Source organism: Leptospira venezuelensis (genome assembly GCF_002150035.1).
GTDB classification, from domain to species: Bacteria; Spirochaetota; Leptospiria; order Leptospirales; family Leptospiraceae; genus Leptospira_B; species Leptospira_B venezuelensis.
Genome location: NZ_NETS01000007.1, coordinates 225,598 through 245,151, shown reverse-complemented (window position 1 = coordinate 245,151; position 19,554 = coordinate 225,598). Strand labels below are relative to the sequence as shown.

The following is a 19,554-nucleotide window of genomic DNA, read 5'->3' as shown; positions in this document are numbered from 1 at the left end:
TTAATCACTCCGCCAGCTTAACAGAAATTTTTAAGATCTGGCCTTTTCTAAATACAACTATAGAAACACGTTGTCCCACTTTAGAGGCTCTGATCTTAGAAACCACATCATTTGCGTTCTTGATCTTAGCTCCGTCTATTTCCAGGATTACGTCCTCTACGTCTATGCCTGCTTCTGCGGCAGCGCTACCGTTCTGGACCTGGCGAACGAATGCACCTTCCGGTCCGGAAAGTTTGAGTTCTTTTGCGGTTTCTTCAGTAAGATCATCTAACGCGACTCCGAGTCTTGCACGTTTGACTTTTCCGCCCGATTTTAATTCTTCTACGATTGCCTTAGCTTCGTTGATAGGAATCGCAAATCCTAAGCCGATAGATCCACCACTAGGGGATACGATCATCCGGTTGATACCTACCACTCTTCCGTTGATATCCAGAAGTGGTCCTCCAGAGTTTCCTTGGTTGATTGCAGCATCTGTCTGGATATAGTGAACCCCAGAATTATCGATACCACCTCTTCCCACTTTGGAGATCACACCAACAGTCATGGATTGTTCCAAACCGAACGGAGCGCCGATTGCGATTGCCCAATCCCCCACTTTTACCGCGGAAGAATCACCGATCTCGATCGGTTGTAGATCTTGGTTTGCTTCTACCTTTAGAAGTGCAACGTCTATCATTGGGTCAGTTCCAATCAGCTTAGCTGAGACGGGCTCTTTTACATTCTTAAAAACTACTTTAAATTTATCGAAATTACGAACCACGTGATCGTTAGTGAGAATATATCCTTCTTTATTGAGGATAAAACCAGAGCCTAGGCCGCTCACTTTTCTTTTCTGGTTCCTTACGCGTCCTTGTGGACCGTAAAAAAATTCCTGGAATGGATCGTTGTATTGAGGAACGTTTACTGTCCCTTCCGTTGCGATGAGTACAACACTTGGAGAAACATTTTCGTAAACTTCTTCGAAAGCTTTCTGAATGGAGATTGCAGCTTTCGCGGACGCACTCGGTTCTCTATCCGATTTTGCATTTAAAAATAATGCACTATCGTTGCCTGTTCCGCAATACACGATTGGAGAAAGGATCACTCCGGCCATTACGGATATGCCTATCACCAGGAAATTTTTGAATCTGTCGGTTTTTTTCATGGATTCCTGCCCTCGGGAATGGGATTCCGGTAGATGAGCTTTCAGCATTCGAAGCAAAACCACTCATGTCAAGTGGCTTTCCAATTCAAAGACATGGCACAAATACCTGGATTTTACGTTTTTGAAGGTTTAGACGGAAGTGGAAAAAGTACCCTTTCCGTCCGAGTTTTAGACCTTCTCACCTCCAAACATGTTCCAGCAATTTGTTTTGCGGAACCAACTCGGTACGAATCCGGGATTTATCTTAGAAAATTTTTAAGCGGAGAAATTGAACTTTCTCCTGAAAAACAGATCGAAGCATTTTTAGAAGACAGAGAAGTTTCGCTGAGTCGGAATATTCTACCTTCTATCGCCCAAAAAAAGATCGTGTTACTGGATCGATATATGTATTCCACTGCGGCTTATCAGTCGGGTGATTTTTTTTCCGCAAAAGAGATCCTGAAAAAGAATTTAGACAGAGGATTTCCCGAACCCGAAAAAGTTTTTTATTTGGAAATTGATCCAGAAGAAGCTTTAGCGAGATTAAAAGGAAGGGATACCACTAAGGATAGATTCGAAACGATCAGCGCTTTGACTAAGATCAAAAAAGCTTATGAAGAAATTCTTCCGGAGAATACGATCCGATTGGATGCAAAATTACCAACGGAAGAATTATTAAAACTAGTAACCGAAAAAATCTCTTATTGAACCGAAGATTGTTGCAGAGTTTTTAAGGTCTCTTCATGGATAGAAGCTTCCTTGTCCAGTTGTGCAGCCAATTCCACTAACTTCTTCTTACGAGCCTGGGAAGAATGATGTTTTGGCTCCGTAGAAGCAAGCTCTCTCAGGTGAGTCGCCTCATTTCTTTTCTTCTTAGAAAGATTGGTCAGGTATTTTTGAAGTGCATCTTTTTGTTCTTGGGTGGATAAGGTTTCCACTAATGCCTTTTCGATCAGTTTTGTTTCTTCTTCTGCGGAGAAGGAAGAAAGTGCAAATGGAAACAGGGACAGAATTGAAATTAGTCCGACAAGTAATTGGATCTTCATCTTGACTCTCTTTGGTTGTTCTAAGGCCGATTTTTGTTTTTGGTCCGGCCGAACTCAAGTGTTTACAAGATACAAATCCTGAACAGCAAATTTCTATATTCTAAAATTCCTAGAAAATCTGGCCTATGTCGATGAATAACTGAGAATCTTCTCTGGACTTAGCATAATCGATCAGTATCACTGTGGCCTGATTCCAGATAATCCTTAAACCTGTCCCATAAGAAAATTTATAACCTTGGGTGCTGATATCATGATATCCATTCCAAACTCTCCCAAAATCATAAAATGGAACTAAACTCAAAGTGATCAACTGGTCCCAAAATTTGAATGTACCAAATCTCCAACGGATCTCTAAATTTCCAAAACCGATCATCGGAGCGATAAATCTTTCCTGTCTATAACCTCTAAGAGTTTGTAAACCACCTAGTCCGTTAATCGGTCCGTCAATGGACCACATATAACGATATTCTGAAAAAGGAACTTCTCCTTTAGAATAATGAAGTCCTGCTCTTCCCGCGACTACAAGTTCTTCGAAAAGTTTTGGAAAAGGCATATAGAAAAATTTACCTTGGGTAAAAAACTTCTCAAACTCGAAATCTGAACCGGCACGTTTAGAAGAAGAAGAATAATTCATCTCTAATAAAACACCAGAATCCGGATCAGGTTCAAAATCTCTTGTATCATAAGCAAGGCCGATGTGGATATAATTTACATTTCCACCATGATAACCATTGATAAGACCTGCTTGGTAGTCTTTGGTTAGTTTTGATATTCCGTTCGGATAAGATGAACCCCAGCCAGTAGTAGGATCTCTAGCGACAGAATAATAATCTCCATTCGTTGCAATTCTTCCATTCGGATAATCATAAGTACGGATCACATTCTGAGAAAACTCAGGAGCAACAATCCAACGAAAAGCACCCCAAAAAGTTTTATCCACTGAGAATGTAGCAGTCGTGGAACGAAATTCGTAAGTATTATATAAACGATTGCTTTCATATGGATAAACAGATCCAGGAGAAGAAGGTCTGCGATACGAAAGTGCATCTTCAAGATCAGAAAAGTTACCGCCATTTTTTAGTTCACCCGTAGGCTGATTCCTATCTCTATATTGGATTTCGCGTAAGGTATCAGTCCCGATCCCGAAGTATTGAGAGTTCTTGTTTGTACTATAAGAAACACTCGTCTTTAATCGATAAGCGGTATCAAAAAGAAAGGGACTATCAAAAGTGAATTCATAATAGTCTGCACCTTTCGTGGTCTTGTAAGCTTGAGCACCGAATCTATATTTGTAAGGTTGGAATTCAAAATAAGGATCAGAACGATTTCCATTTTGATATAAAAATCCTCTGGCACCGTAACCCTGTCCTCTTACCGGATCTTCTGAAAAAACAGGAAGACCAGTTGCATACCAACCGCTTCTTTTTTCTTCCAACTCTTGTTTGGAGAGACGTTTGGATTCGTTTAGGTCGATTGCAACCTTCTCCCCTTCCGAAAAAATCGAAACAGGCACCAAGATGCAGGCTATAAAAAAATGCCGAAGAGAAAACAAATACAACCGCCTAAGGGCAAGTTGAATAAGAGATAGAATATGTAAGCCAAAAACCTCTGAAACTTTACTGACATTTACGTAAAATCCAAGCTCCAGGAATCAGATTGACTGCACGGGCAATTCTCAAAAACTCACCAACATAAGTACCTATAGCTCAACGGATAGAGTACAGGCCTCCGGAGCCTGGGGTCCGGGTTCGAGTCCCGGTAGGTACAGAGATTGCGTAACGGCGAGTCCCGCCAAGTGCATTATAGCCAATTCTCTAATTTTAGCTCTTTAATCCTTTTGAATTCTTTTTCATTATTAGTAACAAGGATATGATCATTAGAAACCGCTTGAGACGCTATTAATAGATCAAAAGGACCTATCGATTTCCCCGATTTCTCTAAACTGAAACGTAATTTAGCAGCGATTGCTGATGAATTGCTATCAAATGGTAAGATATTCAAATACCCGATAAAATCGGCTAAAGCTCTTCTATTCTTCTCTTTATGAAGGCTCTTTTCAATTCCAAAGTATAATTCAAATTCAGTAATGGAAGAGATATAGATATTCTCTAAAGCTACTTTCTTAAATTTCTTATAAACTGAATCAGGTCTTCGGTTTATGATATAAATGCAAATGTTCGTATCTAAAAGATACTTATTCATATAGGATCGCGCCTATCGTAATCTTTAGGCTGATCCCTTTCTATTTTGAAGTCATCGGAAAATTCATTTAGAGTATTCCAAAGTCTATCAACAGCATCCTCTATAGGAGTCAATACTACGATTTCTCCTTCCCTATGGATATAGACTTCTTTTCCTTTAAATCTAAATTCTTTGGGAAGACGAACTGCCTGGCTGTCCCCATTTTTAAATATTTTGGCCCGATTCATATATATACTAAAATATATATTTTTAACAGTGTCAAGATCTTCTAACGAAAATATTTTCGAAAACTATGCGACAGCGATGCGAAGGGCTTTAGTCACGAAGTGACGAGGGCGACTGCCCGAGCCCGTAGCAGCGCGGTCCGAGCGAAAGCGAGGGGTCGCCAATAACTATCCCTATTTTTAAAGACCTAGCCCAGATAACGCATTTTATAATTTCTTGCAATTTTAATGCTTCTTCCTTAGTCTAATAATCCTCTGGGCAACCGGAGTCTTATGGCATCCTAAACAAACCCACCCAAATCTATTTTCTATAATCTGCGCGTGATCGCGCAAAGGGTTTGTTATGCAATCATGTATCGTCGCAAATGACGTATCTTTCGAATTTTCGGACGGACGTATCTTATTTCAAAATCTACATTTTTCTCTTGGACAAGAACATACCGCTCTCGTGGGCCCAAATGGTATCGGAAAGACATACCTAGCTAAATTGCTCGTTGGGGAGATAGAAGTTAGTAAAGGAAAAATTTCCAGAAATTCCGCGATCTCTTATATTCCTCAAAGAGAGAAATCGGAACAGATCACTGTAGAAGAATATCTACAGAATTATTCCTGGTCTCCCTTGGGAGAAAAACTTCTGACTGGAATCGATCGAAAAAATTCTTGCAACCAACTGAGCGGAGGAGAATGGATGAGAGTCCGACTCGCTGAGAAGTTGGAGGACCAATTTTTAATCTTGGACGAGCCTACAAACGATCTGGATCAAGATGCAAAAAAAGTTTTGATCCGATTCCTAAAAGAATATGAATACGGGTATTTACTCATTTCTCATGATAGAGAATGCTTAAAACTCTGCGAAACTATTTTAGAATTATCGAATCTAGGATTAAATAAATACGGCGGTGGTTGGCGTTCCTACGAAGAAACCAAGGAAATAGAACGAAACAATTCAATAGCCGCCTTAGAAAAAGCAAGAAGAGATAGAGACGCAGCTCAAGCAGAAAGAATAGAAAATCTAGAAAGACAGGAAAAAAGGAATCGTAAGGGAGCAAAGTCCGCCTCAAAAGGAGGAACACCTAAAATATTATTAGGAGCCAGGAAAAGAAATGCACAAGCCACTTCTGGAAAATTGAATACATCCAGTTTAGAAAAAGCAAATGAAAAGATCTTAGAAGTATATGAAGCGATGGATCGATTGAAAATAGATCCAATCATGTATGCAAATCTTTCCGGAAAGGAGATACCTTCCCAAAAATTAGTGGCAGAAGCGAATGATTTCAATATCCGATTCCAAGATTGGATCTATGAGAAAGATTTAAACTTCTCTTGGAAAGGAAATGTACGAATTGCAATCAAAGGAGGGAACGGATCCGGAAAATCTACTTTATTACAAGCATTACTCGGCTCCGCCTTCGAAACGAAAGGATCAATTATATTAGGAAAACTAAGTACTCTGTATATTGACCAAAGATGTAGCCAACTGGATGATTCTAAATCTATCTATGAAAATGTGAGGGATGTTTCTACCTTAGAAGAAAGTGAGATCCGGAGTGGATTAGCGAAATTTCTCTTTTTCAAGGATACAGTCTTTCAAAAAGTACATACTCTCAGCGGCGGAGAAAGATTGAGGGCTGCATTGGCAAGAGGGCTCTTAAGCACTGAAAAACCCGAACTTCTTCTCTTAGATGAACCTACAAATAATCTGGATCTGGGAAATATTGAGTTTTTAGAAAACCTGATTAGGGAATTCAAAGCGGCGGTTTTAGTCATTTCTCACGACGATTTCTTCTTAGAAAACTGCGGTATCCACGAAGAATTGGCTATAAAACACATTCCAAATGTGACCAATTAGTCATTTTTTGTTGACATTTCTTTCGGCTCCCGTATATCACTCCCTCTAAATATAGAATACGGAGAGAAAGATGTTCCTTCCTAAAGCTCCCCCCTATGACGCCTTAGCCTGGGCGAAAATGTCGTTCGCGGATCGGGCCCGTTTGTCTTGCCAAGCCTGGGCTGTCCAAGGTTATGGCTCCCCTCTCGGAGCATATATCGTTTACGTCTTAAAGATAGCATTATACATCGCAGGCTGGATTTATTTCTGCTCTTTCAGTCCAGGGCTCGGAGAATGGGGAACCATCTCTTGGTGGTTTGTTCCGGTGGCTTTTCAAAAAGCAATTGTATGGAGTTTGTTATTCGAAGTTTTGGGACTTGGATGTGGAAGCGGTCCTTTAACCGGAAGATATTTCCCTCCTGTTGGCGGGTTCTTATATTTTTTAAGACCTAAGACTACCAAAATGCCTTTATTCGAAGGAGCTCCAATCATCGGAGGAAAAACAAGAGGGATTCTGGAAATCGTAGCTTACGCTTCTGTTTTAGTTTATTCCGTTTTATGTTTGATCCACCCTGCTCCAGGTTTCGAACAATTTTTACCGATCATCATCAGTTTAGTGATTGCTGGAATATTAGATAAAACTGTTTTTCTTGCAGCAAGAGCAGAACATTATTGGGTAACGATAGTTGTATTTGCATTCGCACAGAATTGGATAGCAGGTGCGATGATAGTTCAACTTTCTATCTGGTTATTTGCAGGGTTTTCTAAACTCAACTCTCACTTCCCAAGTGTAGTTTGTGTGATGGCAAGTAATAGCCCCTTCACTCCATTTGCTTGGTTTAGAAAAGCAATGTATAAAAATTATCCGGAAGATCTACGTCCTTCTTCTACTGCAGTAGCAAAAGCGAATATGGGGATCGTGTTGGAAATGGGGACTCCGATCGTTCTATTCACCGCGATCATGACAGGTTCGCAAACAGTGCTATACTTAGGACTCGGAATGATGGTATTCCTACATAGTTATATCACCAGTAACTTCCCAATGGGAGTTCCAATAGAATGGAACTTCTTAGTAGTCTATTCAGGCTTCTTCTTATTTGGAGCAAACCCTAACGTCACTCCATTCCAATTAGATTCTGCACCTGTTGCAGCATTCTTATTCGTGTTCTCTTTAGCTCTTCCGATCATCGGAAACATCAGACCTGATTGGGTATCCTTCTTACTTGCAATGAGATATTACGCAGGAAACTGGGCAGTCAGCGTATGGATGTTCAAAGAAGATAGTTATAAAAAATTAGAGAAACTTACTAAAACCTCAGGATGGTTGTACGACCAATTGGATATGTTCTACGAAAGAAAAGTATCCGTAGGTTTAGTGAGTAAAGTTATGGCATTCCGACTCATGCACTTACACGGAAAAGCTTTCCAGAAATTAGTACCAAAAGCAGTAAAGAACTTCGAAAAGTACGAATGGGTAGAAGGTGAACTAGTAGCAGGAATGGTAGTAGGCTGGAACTTCGGAGAAGGTCACTTGCATAGTGAACAACTTCTGAGATCCGTTCAAGCACAATGTGGATTCAAAGATGAAGAACTACGTTGTATCTTTATAGAAGGTCAACCATTAGGAAAATCTACTATTAACTATAGGATTCATGACGCTGAAAAGGGTTTGATAGAAGACGGAAAGATAGAAGTTGCCGATTTGAAGGAACTCCAACCTTGGCCGACTAAATAATGGATTTTAGCTCCGAAGAATATGATATTTGTATCATAGGTTCCGGCCCGAACGGATTGGCAGCAGCCTCCGTTCTGGCGGGTTCCGGACTTTCAGTTTTGATATTGGAAGCTTCGGATACAATAGGCGGCGGTTTGCGAACCAAGGAATTAACCTTACCAGGTTTTCATCATGATGTTTGTTCCGCTGCTCATCCTATGGGAATTTTATCTCCTTATCTAAAAACACTTCCTCTGGAAAAACATGGACTCAGATGGATAGAACCGCCTGCTTCCGTAGCCCATCCTTTGGATGGGGAATCTGCTGTATTACTAAAACTTTCTTTAGAAGAAACTGCGAAAGAATTAGGAGTAGATAGAAAGTCTTATATAAATCTAATCTCTCCATTTTTAAAAAATCCGGAAGGACTTTTGTCTGACGCGTTAGCTCCTCTTGGAATCCCAAAACATCCATTTCTATTGGCGAGATTCGGGCTACTCGGCATCCGATCTGCAAAATCACTTGCAAACTCTTGGTTTAAAGAAGAAAGAGCCAAGGCATTATTTGCAGGCTGTGCGGGCCATTCTATCTTTCCCTTGGAAAAATTATTAAGCGGAGCACTTGGACTTTTGTTTTCTTTGACCGGACATGTTCGTTCTTGGCCGGTAGTACAAGGTGGATCTGCGATGATCGCAAAATCTATGGAATCTTATCTAAAAGGACTTGGAGTAAAAATCCAAACGAATTATAAGATCTCCAGTCTCGGGCAACTTCCTAAAGCGAAAGTTATCCTATTTGATACAAGTCCTGACCAATTAGGGTCAGTCGCAGGAAATACATTATCTTCTTCTTATATTAGCAGGATCTCATCTTATAATTACGGGCCAGGAGTATTCAAGATGGATTGGGCATTAGATGGGCCCATTCCCTGGAAAGATCCCAATTGTTTGCAAGCATCTACCGTGCATATAGGTGGAAAACTTTCCGAAATTGCAAAGGCAGAATCAGAAGTCTGGTCTGGGAAACATCCGGATCGTCCGTATATGTTAGTTGTCCAACAAAGCCAATTTGATCCGACAAGAGCTCCGAAAGGAAAACACACTGGCTATGCATATTGCCATGTTCCATCAGGCTCCACAAAGGACATGACTGAAGTTTTAGAAAATCAGATCGAAAGATTCGCACCCGGTTTCAAGGACAGAATATTAGCCAGACATTCAATGAATACAAAGGACTTTTATTCTTATAATCTAAACTATGTGGGTGGAGCGATCACAGGAGGAGCCGCGGATCTACCTCAAGCATTCTTTAGACCGATTGCAAGAATGAATCCATATACCACTCCAAATCCGCATATTTATATTTGTTCCGGATCCACTCCTCCAGGAGGAGGGGTGCATGGAATGTGTGGATACTACGCAGCCAAAACAGTATTAAAAAAAATTCATAAACTAAAGTCGATTCGATACTAAAGATGAAATTAGAAACTTCCGGGTCCAGAAGACAGGACAATAAAACAAAAAACAGGAACGCGATATTAAACGCAGCTCGCAGAGTTTTCGCTACGATTGGATTCGAGGCATGTTCCACCCGAGAAATTATTCGAGAAAGCGGTCTGGCACAGGGTACATTCTATAATTATTATAAAGATAAAGAATCCGTAATGCAAGATATCGCAGACGAATTGGCAGAAGGTATTCGAAAAGGAATTAGAGAGGCCAGGGCAAAAGCAGAAACCCCTTTAGCTTTTTTGAGCGACGCTTATTTTGCGGTCTTCCATGTGATGATGCAAGATAGAATCCATTTGGATTTATTAACTAGGAATAGAGATATTATTCGCGGTTACCTTTTCCAAGGAGGTTCCATGACTTACATCTTAGAAGAATTGGATAGTGACTTAGAAAGAATGGTAGGGCAAGGCGGGTTTCCCGCACATCCAATCCGAATCACCTCGGTCATGATGGTGGCCGCAGGTTTCGAAGCAATGGTTTTACTTGCAAAAGAAGACGGTTATAATCTTAGAAAATTATCCGATTATTTAGGTCTCCTTTTCCAAGGAGGGATTCATAATGTTTCCAAGGTAATCCAAGAAGACAAGGAATTGATCGGGAGTTAAGAAACTTACGAATCAAATCCTAGATTACAACTCGGCTCAGGTTCTCCTGGACGATTTTGTCCAATCTCAAAACTAAATTCGTAACCGCGAGACCATCCATCGAAAACTTTTTCTGTACCAGTCCACTGAGGTTGGTACAATTTTTCCCCAGTCTTCTTATCAAATATCGGGACTATTTTCATATTTACAGACTCATCTTCATTAAGATCAAATTCTCGCTCTACCATTCTTTCTCTTGTATCTTCAAAATCAGAAATATGGAATCTAAACTTATTTTTGCCCGGTGGAAGTGGCATCCAATATTCGCAATCGTAAGCAAAACTCATACGTCGATCCCCAAATAGAATTTGATCAATTTTATCCGTATAAAGACCATCTTTCTTATTTATATAACGATCCTCCGGAGGATTTATACTTCGAGGAATACGATCATTCTTAGAGTGCGGAAAATGAGTGTTTGGATCTAACCACGCAACATTCAATCCAAACGTATTATGTTGGAAGAAGACCCAATCCGGTTCATAAGCCTTTCGATTTTTATAGTTTTTCACTTCAAATTTTAAATAATTCTGATGAAATTCTTTGGGTCTCCATCCATCGGGACTCTCTGTAACACAGGAAAAATGTACGACACAAAAACTTAGGAATAAAAGTAAGAGTATTCGATTTTTCATGTTAGATATATCGAAAATCTTTCCCGAAACAGACAGCGGATAACCAGGAGAAAATCGAATTAAAAAATATTTATTTTATTTTCCGCTATTCGAGCTCTTGCCAATATTTCTATCCAGGAACATATCATTCGGACTTAATCTACAAGTGCGATTGGTCATAAATGTTGTAAATGAATCATAATCTACTATAACTCCTAAGAATTGGATTACTTGAGCACAATCATCCACATCTTTCTTTTTATAATATTTTGATTCATCTATATTAAAAACCGTTTCATCTATAAAAGAAGCCAATATAACTTGTGCAAGTACATAGGAGCTCAATTGGGATCCTGTATAACCTTGGTCCTTAAAGTAAGCACTTGCAGTTAGATAGTCCCCGATTTTTGCAGCAGCGAGTAGTTTATCTTTTGCAACATCACCCTTGTAAGTATCGGTTAAGCCTAATGTATCTATTGCGATACAATTCGTTATAGAAAATATGATCAACATTGTGATATAGATTCGTTTCATTGTTTTCATTTACCTATTTTTTAATAATTTAAAATTAATTCTTTATATGATCAGGGCCCAACCCCTAGATCGCAAACGGGCTCTTGTTCACCAGGACGATTCTTTTCTATCGTGAATTCAATAATGAATCCTTGTCTAGTAAGTTCAGGATCTGTGGAATACCAACCTGAAATTCGATTTAATGGGTCGGATCCTTTCGTCCTCATAGCAGGAGTGACCTTCATTCTAACGGAATGTCCTTCCGGAAGATCAAATTCAGGCCAAGCCCCATCCCTTCTACCTTCGTTTTCATCAATTATGTAAAAATCGTATTCGTTTTTTCCCGGTAGAAGAGGCATCCAATACTCGCAGTCATAAGCGAAATAATCTCGTCTATCACCTTCCATTATTTGCCTAATTCTGTTTCGATTAAGAAGATCTTTTTTGTTTATATAATAATCTTCCGGCGGATTAATTGATCGAGGGATTCTATCATTTTTCGTATAAGGAAAATGGACATCTGGATCCAACCATTTTAGAACAAAATAATATTGATTTATCTTATAGAAAGTCCTATGCGGCTCATAATTTTTTCTATCTTTATAATTTTTGATCTCGAATTTTAGATAATTCTGATGAAACTCTTTAGGAGTCCAGCCTCGATCATAACCACCCAATCCGGCTAAAGACACACAACGAAAAAAGCTAAATAGTAAGATAAAAAACAGTGGAAGAACTTTCATTCTTATAAAGTTCCCCCGCAAGTCTGGTGAGTAGCATTGCCGGCTTTCACAATCAAACCGAGTGGAATATCTTTATCCCAGATGAGTTTAATTCCATAACTTAAAAGATCAATGCCTACCGATTGCCAATCTTGCTCTAAAATACTTTTTCCAGTTAGTGCATAACCGCCATATTTAACGATATCTTTAATAATTGCGGCGTCTGCTACAACTGCGTTATAACCCAGATATCCATAAAACCCAGCAACAGCCAACATCTGCCCTGCAACAGAATAACAAGCAGCGATCCTGGCATTCTTTTCATCCCAATGTATATTATTGAAACTTGATTTAGAATATCCGCCTGCTACATACGCTTGAAAAGTAAAAGGAGATAATGTAGCTCCTACAATCCCCATTCCAACTCCAAGAGCGAACAAGGCGGTAATTGGGATCATCGCGATCACGAATAATGCAGTTCCAACTGCAATGGCAAGAGCTGAAATTGCTAAAATAGATGCAACAGCCAATGCTCCGATAGGGACAAGCACTGCTGCTCCTGCTGCGGATGTAGCCAAAGCAAGCGCAAGAAAAGAAGTAGCAATCCCTGTAGCCGCTGCAATAGTCGCGACAGTAAATCCTAATGTAAGCGCAGCTGCGCCAGCTAAGGCTGCCACTCCGAACGAGACTCCCGCCACCGTAGCTGCGGAAATTGATCCCAATGAGGAGGCACTTAATCCAACTCCCATTGATCCCGCTAAATTCATTGCGAGTATCGTGGCTGCTGCACTTGCTCCCATCCCCACCCCGAGTGCAAGCCCAAGCCCAGTGGCGACGGCAGTGGTTGCCGCCATAGATGCAGCTGCACCAGCTCCTAAAGCAGTCCCCACTATCCCTACTGGATTTAACGCCATAGCGATACCTGCGCCTGCGTCACTCCAGCGCTGAGAACTTACATAGAATGCATTTCTAAAGAAGGTGCTTAAAGAAAGATTAAAATTCAAAAACCCAAGTCCATTTCTTTCCAAGAAACTACTTAAGATGCTATTACCGCTTGGATCAGTGTATCTAACCGGGTTTCCTTCAGTATACATATACAGATCCATTCCCATTGGCCTTGTTGTGTCCATAACAGAGTCGGCTTGTAAAAACCTTCCTAGGACGGGATCGTAATACCTTGCTTTGAAATAATAAAGACCAGTTTCCTTATCTTCTTCTTGTCCGTTATATTTATAACGAAATACATCAGGCCCAGAGGAATCATTTCGTTGGATTTCTCCATAAGGTTTATAAGAAATATGTGAAGCTCCTCCTTGGTCACCACCAGCGATCCGGTTTCCATTTCCATCTGTGGCCATTGTGATAGAACCTAAATGATCCGGATGAAGAAATAAGAAACCGCCAACCGGAAGTCCCGCTCCAGATCCAGGCCCTCCGGGTTCATATGGTGTATTTACATTCGGAGTATTGGAATCGAATTGAGGGGGAATTAGCCAAGGGGGATTTCCATTACCACCTGGCATCAAAACAGAGCAATTGGAAAAAGAAACGATCAAGATTGGAGAAGTAAATTTTAATAAAGATCTCCAAACTCCTTCTCTTATGGAAAGAAGTCCAAATCCTAAACCTAAAATAATCGTTATATACAAAAATCCTAAATTAGTTCCTGGAACTAAGAATAGATATTTAATCCCTCGAATTGAATTATCTTTTGCAGCCCAGGCCAATGTTTTCCAAGCAGTCTCGATTCCCGATAGTCCGGAGATAATAGTATCAGCTTGGTAACTTACAAGAACCGCATCTGTTCTGGTCCATTGCGCCACCAGATCTCCCGAATTCCCTCGGAAGTATAAAGTATGTTGGGGAGATTTTCCCGGAGAGATTGCAACCTCATACAATCCGCCCAAACTGATTGTCTTACTGGAATCACTAACTTTTAGCTTTCGTATCCTGGTCCCCGAGAAATCATAATCGAATCGGATACTATCCTGGTCTTCCGTTTGGATCTCTTTCAATTTTTGGAAAGGATCGTAACGAAAATTTTCTCCATTTCGAGAGATGATATTTCCAGAACCATCATACGAATACTGGTACGAATGATTTTGTCCGGTTACCTTGGTAACCGCATTCTTATGCGAAGGATTTTCATAAGAATAGGATAAGCTCCCTTTCTGTAATAATCTCCCTGAATCAGAATATGTATATTCTTCTGTTCCATACACTCCGGAAGCAGCCACCAATCTATTGATGGAATCGTATTGAAAATTCTGTGTTCTAACCGGATTCTTCTTATCTAAGATAGAAAGATAATTTCCGAATTGATCATAATTATATTCTATATTTTGGTAAATCTCGGTATCTTTAACGGAAATAAATCTACTAGGTCTTCGTTTTACTAAATCATAATATATATCAGTCCTAACACCATTTCCTAATTGTCTCTGGATCTTAAGTTCCCCATCTTCTAAGATTGGCCCTTGGTATTGAACGATAGGAAAATCGGAACCGCTTCCATCTCCTGGAGTCAAAGTGATCCCAGAGAGAAATCCTGCTTCGGAATATAAATTTTTTGCAATACTTCCATCCGGATAAATGGTTTCTTCTATTTGGTTTTGAAGATTGAATTTTTTACGGATTACAAATTCGAGATCTTCTTCCGCTATTTTTTTTACGAGTAAGTTTTGGTTCCCTCTTAGATCGTATCCAAACTCGGTTGTTCCAAGTGGATCAGTAACCTTTGTCAATCTCCCGATCCCATTCTCTTTTTCTGGATCGTCGTATTCATATGTATAATAAACTGCGCCCGTTTCAGGAGAATCCCCTTTGACCTGGGAAACTCTGCCTAGGCTATCGTAGAAATATTGTATGATAGAACCGTTTTGATATTTTTGTTTGGATAATTTTCCAGAATTTGGATCATACACATAGTCTATCTTGCCGGAATCAGGATGAATAACCTTTGTCTTTCTTCCTCCGAAGTCCGTTTCAATATAAGTAGTGCCGCTTTCAGGATCAATGATCTCAGAAATTCTTCCTGCAGAATCATACGAATAACGTGTCGTCTTTCCTTGTTGTGTAGAAGAAACCACCTGACCTAATGAATTTTTCTCTTCAATGGTTTCTTTAATTAGATTTCCATTAAGAAGTTCCCTGGATCTGGAGACCAAACCGGTAATCTCAGATTCGATTACTGTTCCATCATTCCTTTCACTTTTGATTTGATTGCCTAATTGGTCGTAAGTATAATTTGTCCAGGAGAAAGGATTGGATCCTTCTATATAAGGGTCAATTTTCTTGGTAACCTGACCCTCTAAATTTCGATGAGTTTCCTCTACCAAAACGTATCCATTCACGAGGATGCTTCTTCTTTTAGATATCTTAGTAATATTATTACTCAAATCTTCCTGCCAAGTCTCTCCATTACTACGACGGAAGATTTTTCGGACAAGCTGATTCTCTAGGTCCCCGGTGTTTTCATATTCGATTTTTTCAGACCAATCATTTTCCCCTGGTAGATAACTTTTTAAAGGCCTCCCCTGGGAATCATATTCAGTTCTGGAAATTCCTCCGTTTTCGTCTGTGCTGGATAATTCCAAACCATTCGAAAAATCATATGTTTTTAATGTGACCTGACCTAATCCGTTGGTCATCTTAAGAGGGAATTTATGTAGAACATTATCATATTCTACAGCGATCAAGTTTCCGTTAGACTCTTTTACAAGGCTTGGATTCCCAAAAGGGTCATATGCTTGTATAGATTCAGTTTTCCAACTACCAGGACTCATCTCCTCTTTTATCGCAGAGATTTGAAAATTAGAATATTCTATTATTCTATGAGAAACTAAATCTCCATTTTTCAAAACCTGAATATCTTTTGGTCTTCCTAATACACCTTCATTCCAATCGTTCAGATAAGAAACTTTTTCGCTCGCAGTGATGCCGTTAATACTAGTATCTTTGAGAACAATATTCCCATAACTATCATATGTTTTAGTTATAGAAGAGGATTGAAATAGCTGTCCCCCTTGGTATATATTTTCCAAACTATCCGATTCCTGGATTAGAATTCCGCCGATTGAGGATAAGGATTTTTGAAAAGTTTTATAAGATTCTGAAATTTTGATCCCATTTCTAAATTTTGTTTGTGCTGTAGGAATTCCAGCAGCCTCCAAAAATGGAGATTCGTATTTTGTTTCCGTAATAGAGTTGGAGATTGTATTCTTCTCTTCTATCTTCTGAAACCCTAAGAATCCAGAATTTCTAAATCCGCCTCTATAAAATCTAGAGGAGAAATACTTGTACGAATTCTCTCCAAAGATCGTAGACCCAGATTTCTGAGAAAGTTTGACCGTAAGAAAATCAGGAATTGCTAAAGTAAAAATTTCAGGGTGATTTGGATCGAGTATAGCCTCTCCGTTTGCAGATGGATGATTTTTAGAAAGTGAATATTCCAACTTAACACTTACATTTCCATCGGAAACATAAGAACCATTTTCAATCTTAGTCAAAAGGCCGGCAGGAACTGTAGGACGGAATTTCAAAAGATGTAATTCCAAATTGGATTCATGAGGAAATTGGCGATAAGCATATGTATTCACAAATGGAATACTGGACGGCACTGAATACCTCATTTGTCTTTTATCCGCATTCATACCTAAAAGTTCAGGCTTTCCGTCCCCATTAATATCCAATGGCAGCAGATACCCTCCAGTCGTCCAAGACTCGTCCCCATCAGCGGAATAAAATAAATTTCCATCCGAATCTGTTTTAGAATAAGAAACAATCAGTTTAGATTCAGAGGAATCGTATCGAAGGAAATCAGCTCTTCCATCTCCATTTAGATCTATGAAGTCTTTCCTATTTCTCCAATTGAAATAAGCATTCTCAGAAGAAGTTCCGGAGGTGCTTTCAGAAGAAAGATAATCTTTCAAATCAATAGGAATTTCATAATATGTGATATTCGTAATGTTTATTGAAAAATTTCTAACAGTTACAACCTGAGGCAGAGAATCAGCATCTTCATTGTCTGGTTCCTCCGTAGTATTTACGTTTGCTCGAAGAATATCAGGAACTCCATCTCCATTTAAGTCTTTGGCCAAATCCTCATTCCAATATAAAGAAAAACCGGGAAGATAACTAGCCCCCGAAGTATCATAAACTTCTACCGTGAAAAATGGATTGTTTAGATCAGAATAGTTATAAGTAACCTTATCCTTAATTCCATCCCCAGTAAGATCGATTTCCACGTAAGCCTGAGCATCAGAAGAAGAAGTTTGTTTTTCTTTCGAAGCATACGCTCCGTTCACGTCAACTGTCTGAAATGCTCCACCTCCATTCGTTCTAAACTTTCTTCCATCGAATGGATAATAATGAATGGTACCTTGGCTTGTTGCACCTGAGAAAAATGCGAAATCAGGATATCCATCTCCATTTAAATCCGAAATGAATTGGTCTCCATCATTTCCAAAGGATGATCTAGAAATTTCGGTTTCTTCTAATGCCACCAAATTTCCATTCTTAAAATCATAGAATGTTACAATCAATCTTGGATCAGATGCTCCATTAATCCTAAGTAAATCCGGGATCCCATTCCTATCCATATCAGCAAGTCCTTGGAAAGAATCCCCTGGATCTGTAATATTCAATAATTGTGATTTTTGAAAACCTGAACCACTAGAAACATAGATTTGGATTTTAGAAGAAGTTTTCGCCTGCAAAAAATCTGTCCTGCCATCCCCATTTATATCCGCTAAAAAATGATAAGGTTTACTTTGTTGTAAGTTTTCTGCGATCAGTTCAGAATATTCTACTGAGTTTAGATCTGGACCATAATACACGATCCCCTTAGCACCGTTTGATTTTAGAACTAAGAAGTCAGTCTTTCCATCTCCATTAAAATCTCCTGGAAAAATTTTACCTTCTGTAGTGACTCCGATCGGACTTCCTTTAAATTCTCCGCTCACAGAGATTGGATCCAAGTTTTCATTATCCCAGGAAGAAAGTTTAGACACTGAAAATCTTTGGTTATCCATATCTCCCAAGATGCGAACCATTTCAGGACTTCCGTCCCCATCCACATCTGCAGGAACTGCAAAGGACATTTCAACACCATTCTTACATACATCTTGGAAGCTCTCTATCCCTGCCTGACAAATAGAAGGAGCAGAGTAATGGCTTGCGACAATGCAACCCCAATCGGCAGTGCAAGCGCAGAATGCAGCAGTGGTCTCGCAAAATGACTTCACACTCGGATTAGAAGCTCTATAAGAATTTTGGAATGTTTTTCCGGCAGATTTCACATATTGAGCATCATTTGATCTGCTCGAATAAGAAAATGTAATCGGCTTATAATTTTTGCGATGAAAAGAAGAAAGAAATGTCTCCCCGTTTACAATATCATAATCAAACTCATAAACTTCGCTTAAATTTTCAGAACCGGAAGAGTCTTTTGCATATACTTCAATTTTTTCTAGTCTTTTCTTACGAGAAAGTGATTTGGTTAGGAAAAAGACCTTTTCTCCAAATCTTTCAGAATAGTCTTCATAGATAAAAAGGATTCGTCCATTTCCTCTGGAATACACGATCTCTTGAGGTAAAATATCAGCAGATTGTAAATTTTCCGGATCGTATTGAATATCATAACCATTCCCGAATCTATCCCGAACCTTATCTAAATAGAAAGCGATTGGCACTCCATCCGAATCCAATCTTGAATTTGAACCTCCAGAGAAGTTTTTGCCGTATTCATATATTATACCGCTCTTATCTCGGACTTTCCATGCAGAACCATCGAACTCTAGTTTGGAAAAACTTTCGAATTTGAATTTATAATTTCCATTAGAGTCCGAGATCATTTCACCAAATTGAGAAGAAGTGTATCCATCGGAAGGTGCAAAATGAACTCCCAGACTGGGATTTTTAGAGATCTGAGGAAAACCACCCAAGGACCAACCCTTTCCGAGGATCCCAGAAGCTGATCCAGAATATTGGATATTAATTGCAGGGACCAGATCCCCAGCTCCAGGAGGAACTTGGATAGAAAGTGAAAATCCAGGTTTTCCATAAGAGTTTACACTAACGTCTGGAAATGGCAGAGGTATCTCAGTCTCCAACCCGAAAAACGTGGAGAAAAAAGAGTAAATTGGGCGCAGAGGATTCCAAGCTAATAGCAGAATTGCACTGCAAAATATAATAATTACATAATATCTTCCGGTCCTAAACATTAGCTTGCCAAATCCTTAATTAAATTCCGAAACTTTGTTCCGGTCTGGAATTAGCCGAGCTGTGAGCGGTTCACCTAAAGGTGATCTTTATATATAAAAGCACTAACACGTTTAAAATTTCCAATGTCAAACATAAATATCCTAATTTAGGATATTAAAAGACACAATATTCATAATATTTTTTCAAATA

Annotated in this window: 13 protein-coding genes, 1 tRNA gene and 2 pseudogenes; 7 read left to right on the top strand and 9 right to left on the bottom strand. The window is 39.4% G+C overall.

Going from position 1 to position 19,554, the window contains the following annotated elements; all coding sequences use genetic code 11:
• Positions 1 to 4: 4 nt before the first annotated feature.
• The gene (locus tag B1C82_RS03170; protein WP_167373743.1) at positions 5 to 1,144 is read right to left on the bottom strand and encodes a S1C family serine protease; all 1,140 of its coding nucleotides are present in this window, start codon (positions 1,142 to 1,144) and stop codon (positions 5 to 7) included.
• Between the two features lie 93 nt (positions 1,145 to 1,237).
• Here B1C82_RS03170 and tmk point away from each other — a divergent pair, with 93 nt between their 5' ends.
• On the top strand, positions 1,238 to 1,831 hold the full coding sequence (gene tmk, locus B1C82_RS03165; RefSeq protein WP_086446335.1) for a dTMP kinase: 594 nt from the start codon (positions 1,238 to 1,240) through the stop codon (positions 1,829 to 1,831).
• On the opposite strand, the gene B1C82_RS03160 is transcribed toward tmk, so the two are convergent.
• Positions 1,825 to 2,169 carry an LIC10421/LIC12816 family protein gene (locus B1C82_RS03160; RefSeq protein ID WP_086446164.1) on the bottom strand — a complete coding sequence of 115 codons (345 nt, stop codon included), beginning with the start codon at positions 2,167 to 2,169 and terminating at the stop codon, positions 1,825 to 1,827. The genes tmk and B1C82_RS03160 overlap by 7 nt on opposite strands.
• Positions 2,170 to 2,278: 109 nt before the next feature.
• Positions 2,279 to 3,721, bottom strand: coding sequence for an Omp85 family outer membrane protein (omp85, locus tag B1C82_RS03155; protein WP_086446163.1), 1,443 nt, complete (start codon positions 3,719 to 3,721; stop codon positions 2,279 to 2,281).
• A 143-nt stretch (positions 3,722 to 3,864) separates the two neighbouring features.
• Here omp85 and B1C82_RS03150 point away from each other — a divergent pair.
• Positions 3,865 to 3,936: transfer RNA gene (locus B1C82_RS03150), tRNA-Arg, on the top strand.
• 33 nt (positions 3,937 to 3,969) lie between these two features.
• Here B1C82_RS03150 and vapC read toward each other — a convergent pair.
• Together vapC and vapB are read right to left on the bottom strand one after the other, a co-directional pair.
• Positions 3,970 to 4,371: a type II toxin-antitoxin system tRNA(fMet)-specific endonuclease VapC gene (gene vapC / locus B1C82_RS03145; RefSeq protein WP_086446162.1), complete on the bottom strand. Its 402-nt coding sequence runs from the start codon at positions 4,369 to 4,371 to the stop codon at positions 3,970 to 3,972.
• Positions 4,368 to 4,598, bottom strand: coding sequence for a type II toxin-antitoxin system antitoxin VapB (gene vapB, locus B1C82_RS03140; protein ID WP_086446161.1), 231 nt, complete (start codon positions 4,596 to 4,598; stop codon positions 4,368 to 4,370). Before vapB ends, vapC begins: the two co-directional genes overlap by 4 nt.
• A gap of 340 nt (positions 4,599 to 4,938) precedes the next feature.
• Here vapB and B1C82_RS20920 point away from each other — a divergent pair.
• From B1C82_RS20920 to B1C82_RS03120, 5 genes and pseudogenes are all read left to right on the top strand, one after another.
• A pseudogene (locus B1C82_RS20920) lies at positions 4,939 to 5,334 on the top strand (ATP-binding cassette domain-containing protein); the annotation flags it as partial.
• Between the two features lie 444 nt (positions 5,335 to 5,778).
• Positions 5,779 to 6,301, top strand: a pseudogene (locus B1C82_RS20915) (ATP-binding cassette domain-containing protein); the annotation flags it as partial.
• A gap of 213 nt (positions 6,302 to 6,514) precedes the next feature.
• Positions 6,515 to 8,158 carry a DUF3556 domain-containing protein gene (locus tag B1C82_RS03130; protein WP_086446159.1) on the top strand — a complete coding sequence of 548 codons (1,644 nt, stop codon included), beginning with the start codon at positions 6,515 to 6,517 and terminating at the stop codon, positions 8,156 to 8,158.
• A complete protein-coding gene (locus B1C82_RS03125; protein WP_086446158.1) occupies positions 8,158 to 9,609 on the top strand; it encodes a phytoene desaturase family protein in 1,452 nt (483 codons plus the stop codon). The genes B1C82_RS03130 and B1C82_RS03125 overlap by 1 nt, the downstream gene beginning before the upstream one ends.
• A gap of 2 nt (positions 9,610 to 9,611) precedes the next feature.
• Positions 9,612 to 10,253 (top strand): TetR/AcrR family transcriptional regulator, encoded by a 642-nt coding sequence (locus B1C82_RS03120; RefSeq protein ID WP_086446157.1) that lies wholly within the window; start codon positions 9,612 to 9,614, stop codon positions 10,251 to 10,253.
• 5 nt (positions 10,254 to 10,258) lie between these two features.
• Here the strand turns inward: B1C82_RS03120 and B1C82_RS03115 are convergent, their stop codons facing one another.
• From B1C82_RS03115 to B1C82_RS03100, 4 genes are all read right to left on the bottom strand, one after another.
• Positions 10,259 to 10,927 (bottom strand): hypothetical protein, encoded by a 669-nt coding sequence (locus tag B1C82_RS03115; protein WP_086446156.1) that lies wholly within the window; start codon positions 10,925 to 10,927, stop codon positions 10,259 to 10,261.
• Between the two features lie 75 nt (positions 10,928 to 11,002).
• The gene (locus B1C82_RS03110; RefSeq protein WP_234008457.1) at positions 11,003 to 11,440 is read right to left on the bottom strand and encodes a TIGR04452 family lipoprotein; all 438 of its coding nucleotides are present in this window, start codon (positions 11,438 to 11,440) and stop codon (positions 11,003 to 11,005) included.
• Positions 11,441 to 11,490: 50 nt separating this feature from the next.
• Positions 11,491 to 12,162, bottom strand: a complete 672-nt coding sequence (locus B1C82_RS03105; protein ID WP_086446154.1) for a hypothetical protein — start codon at positions 12,160 to 12,162, stop codon at positions 11,491 to 11,493.
• Between the two features lie 2 nt (positions 12,163 to 12,164).
• Positions 12,165 to 19,364, bottom strand: a complete 7,200-nt coding sequence (locus B1C82_RS03100) for an RHS repeat-associated core domain-containing protein (RefSeq protein WP_086446153.1) — start codon at positions 19,362 to 19,364, stop codon at positions 12,165 to 12,167.
• Between the last annotated feature and the right edge of the window lie 190 nt (positions 19,365 to 19,554).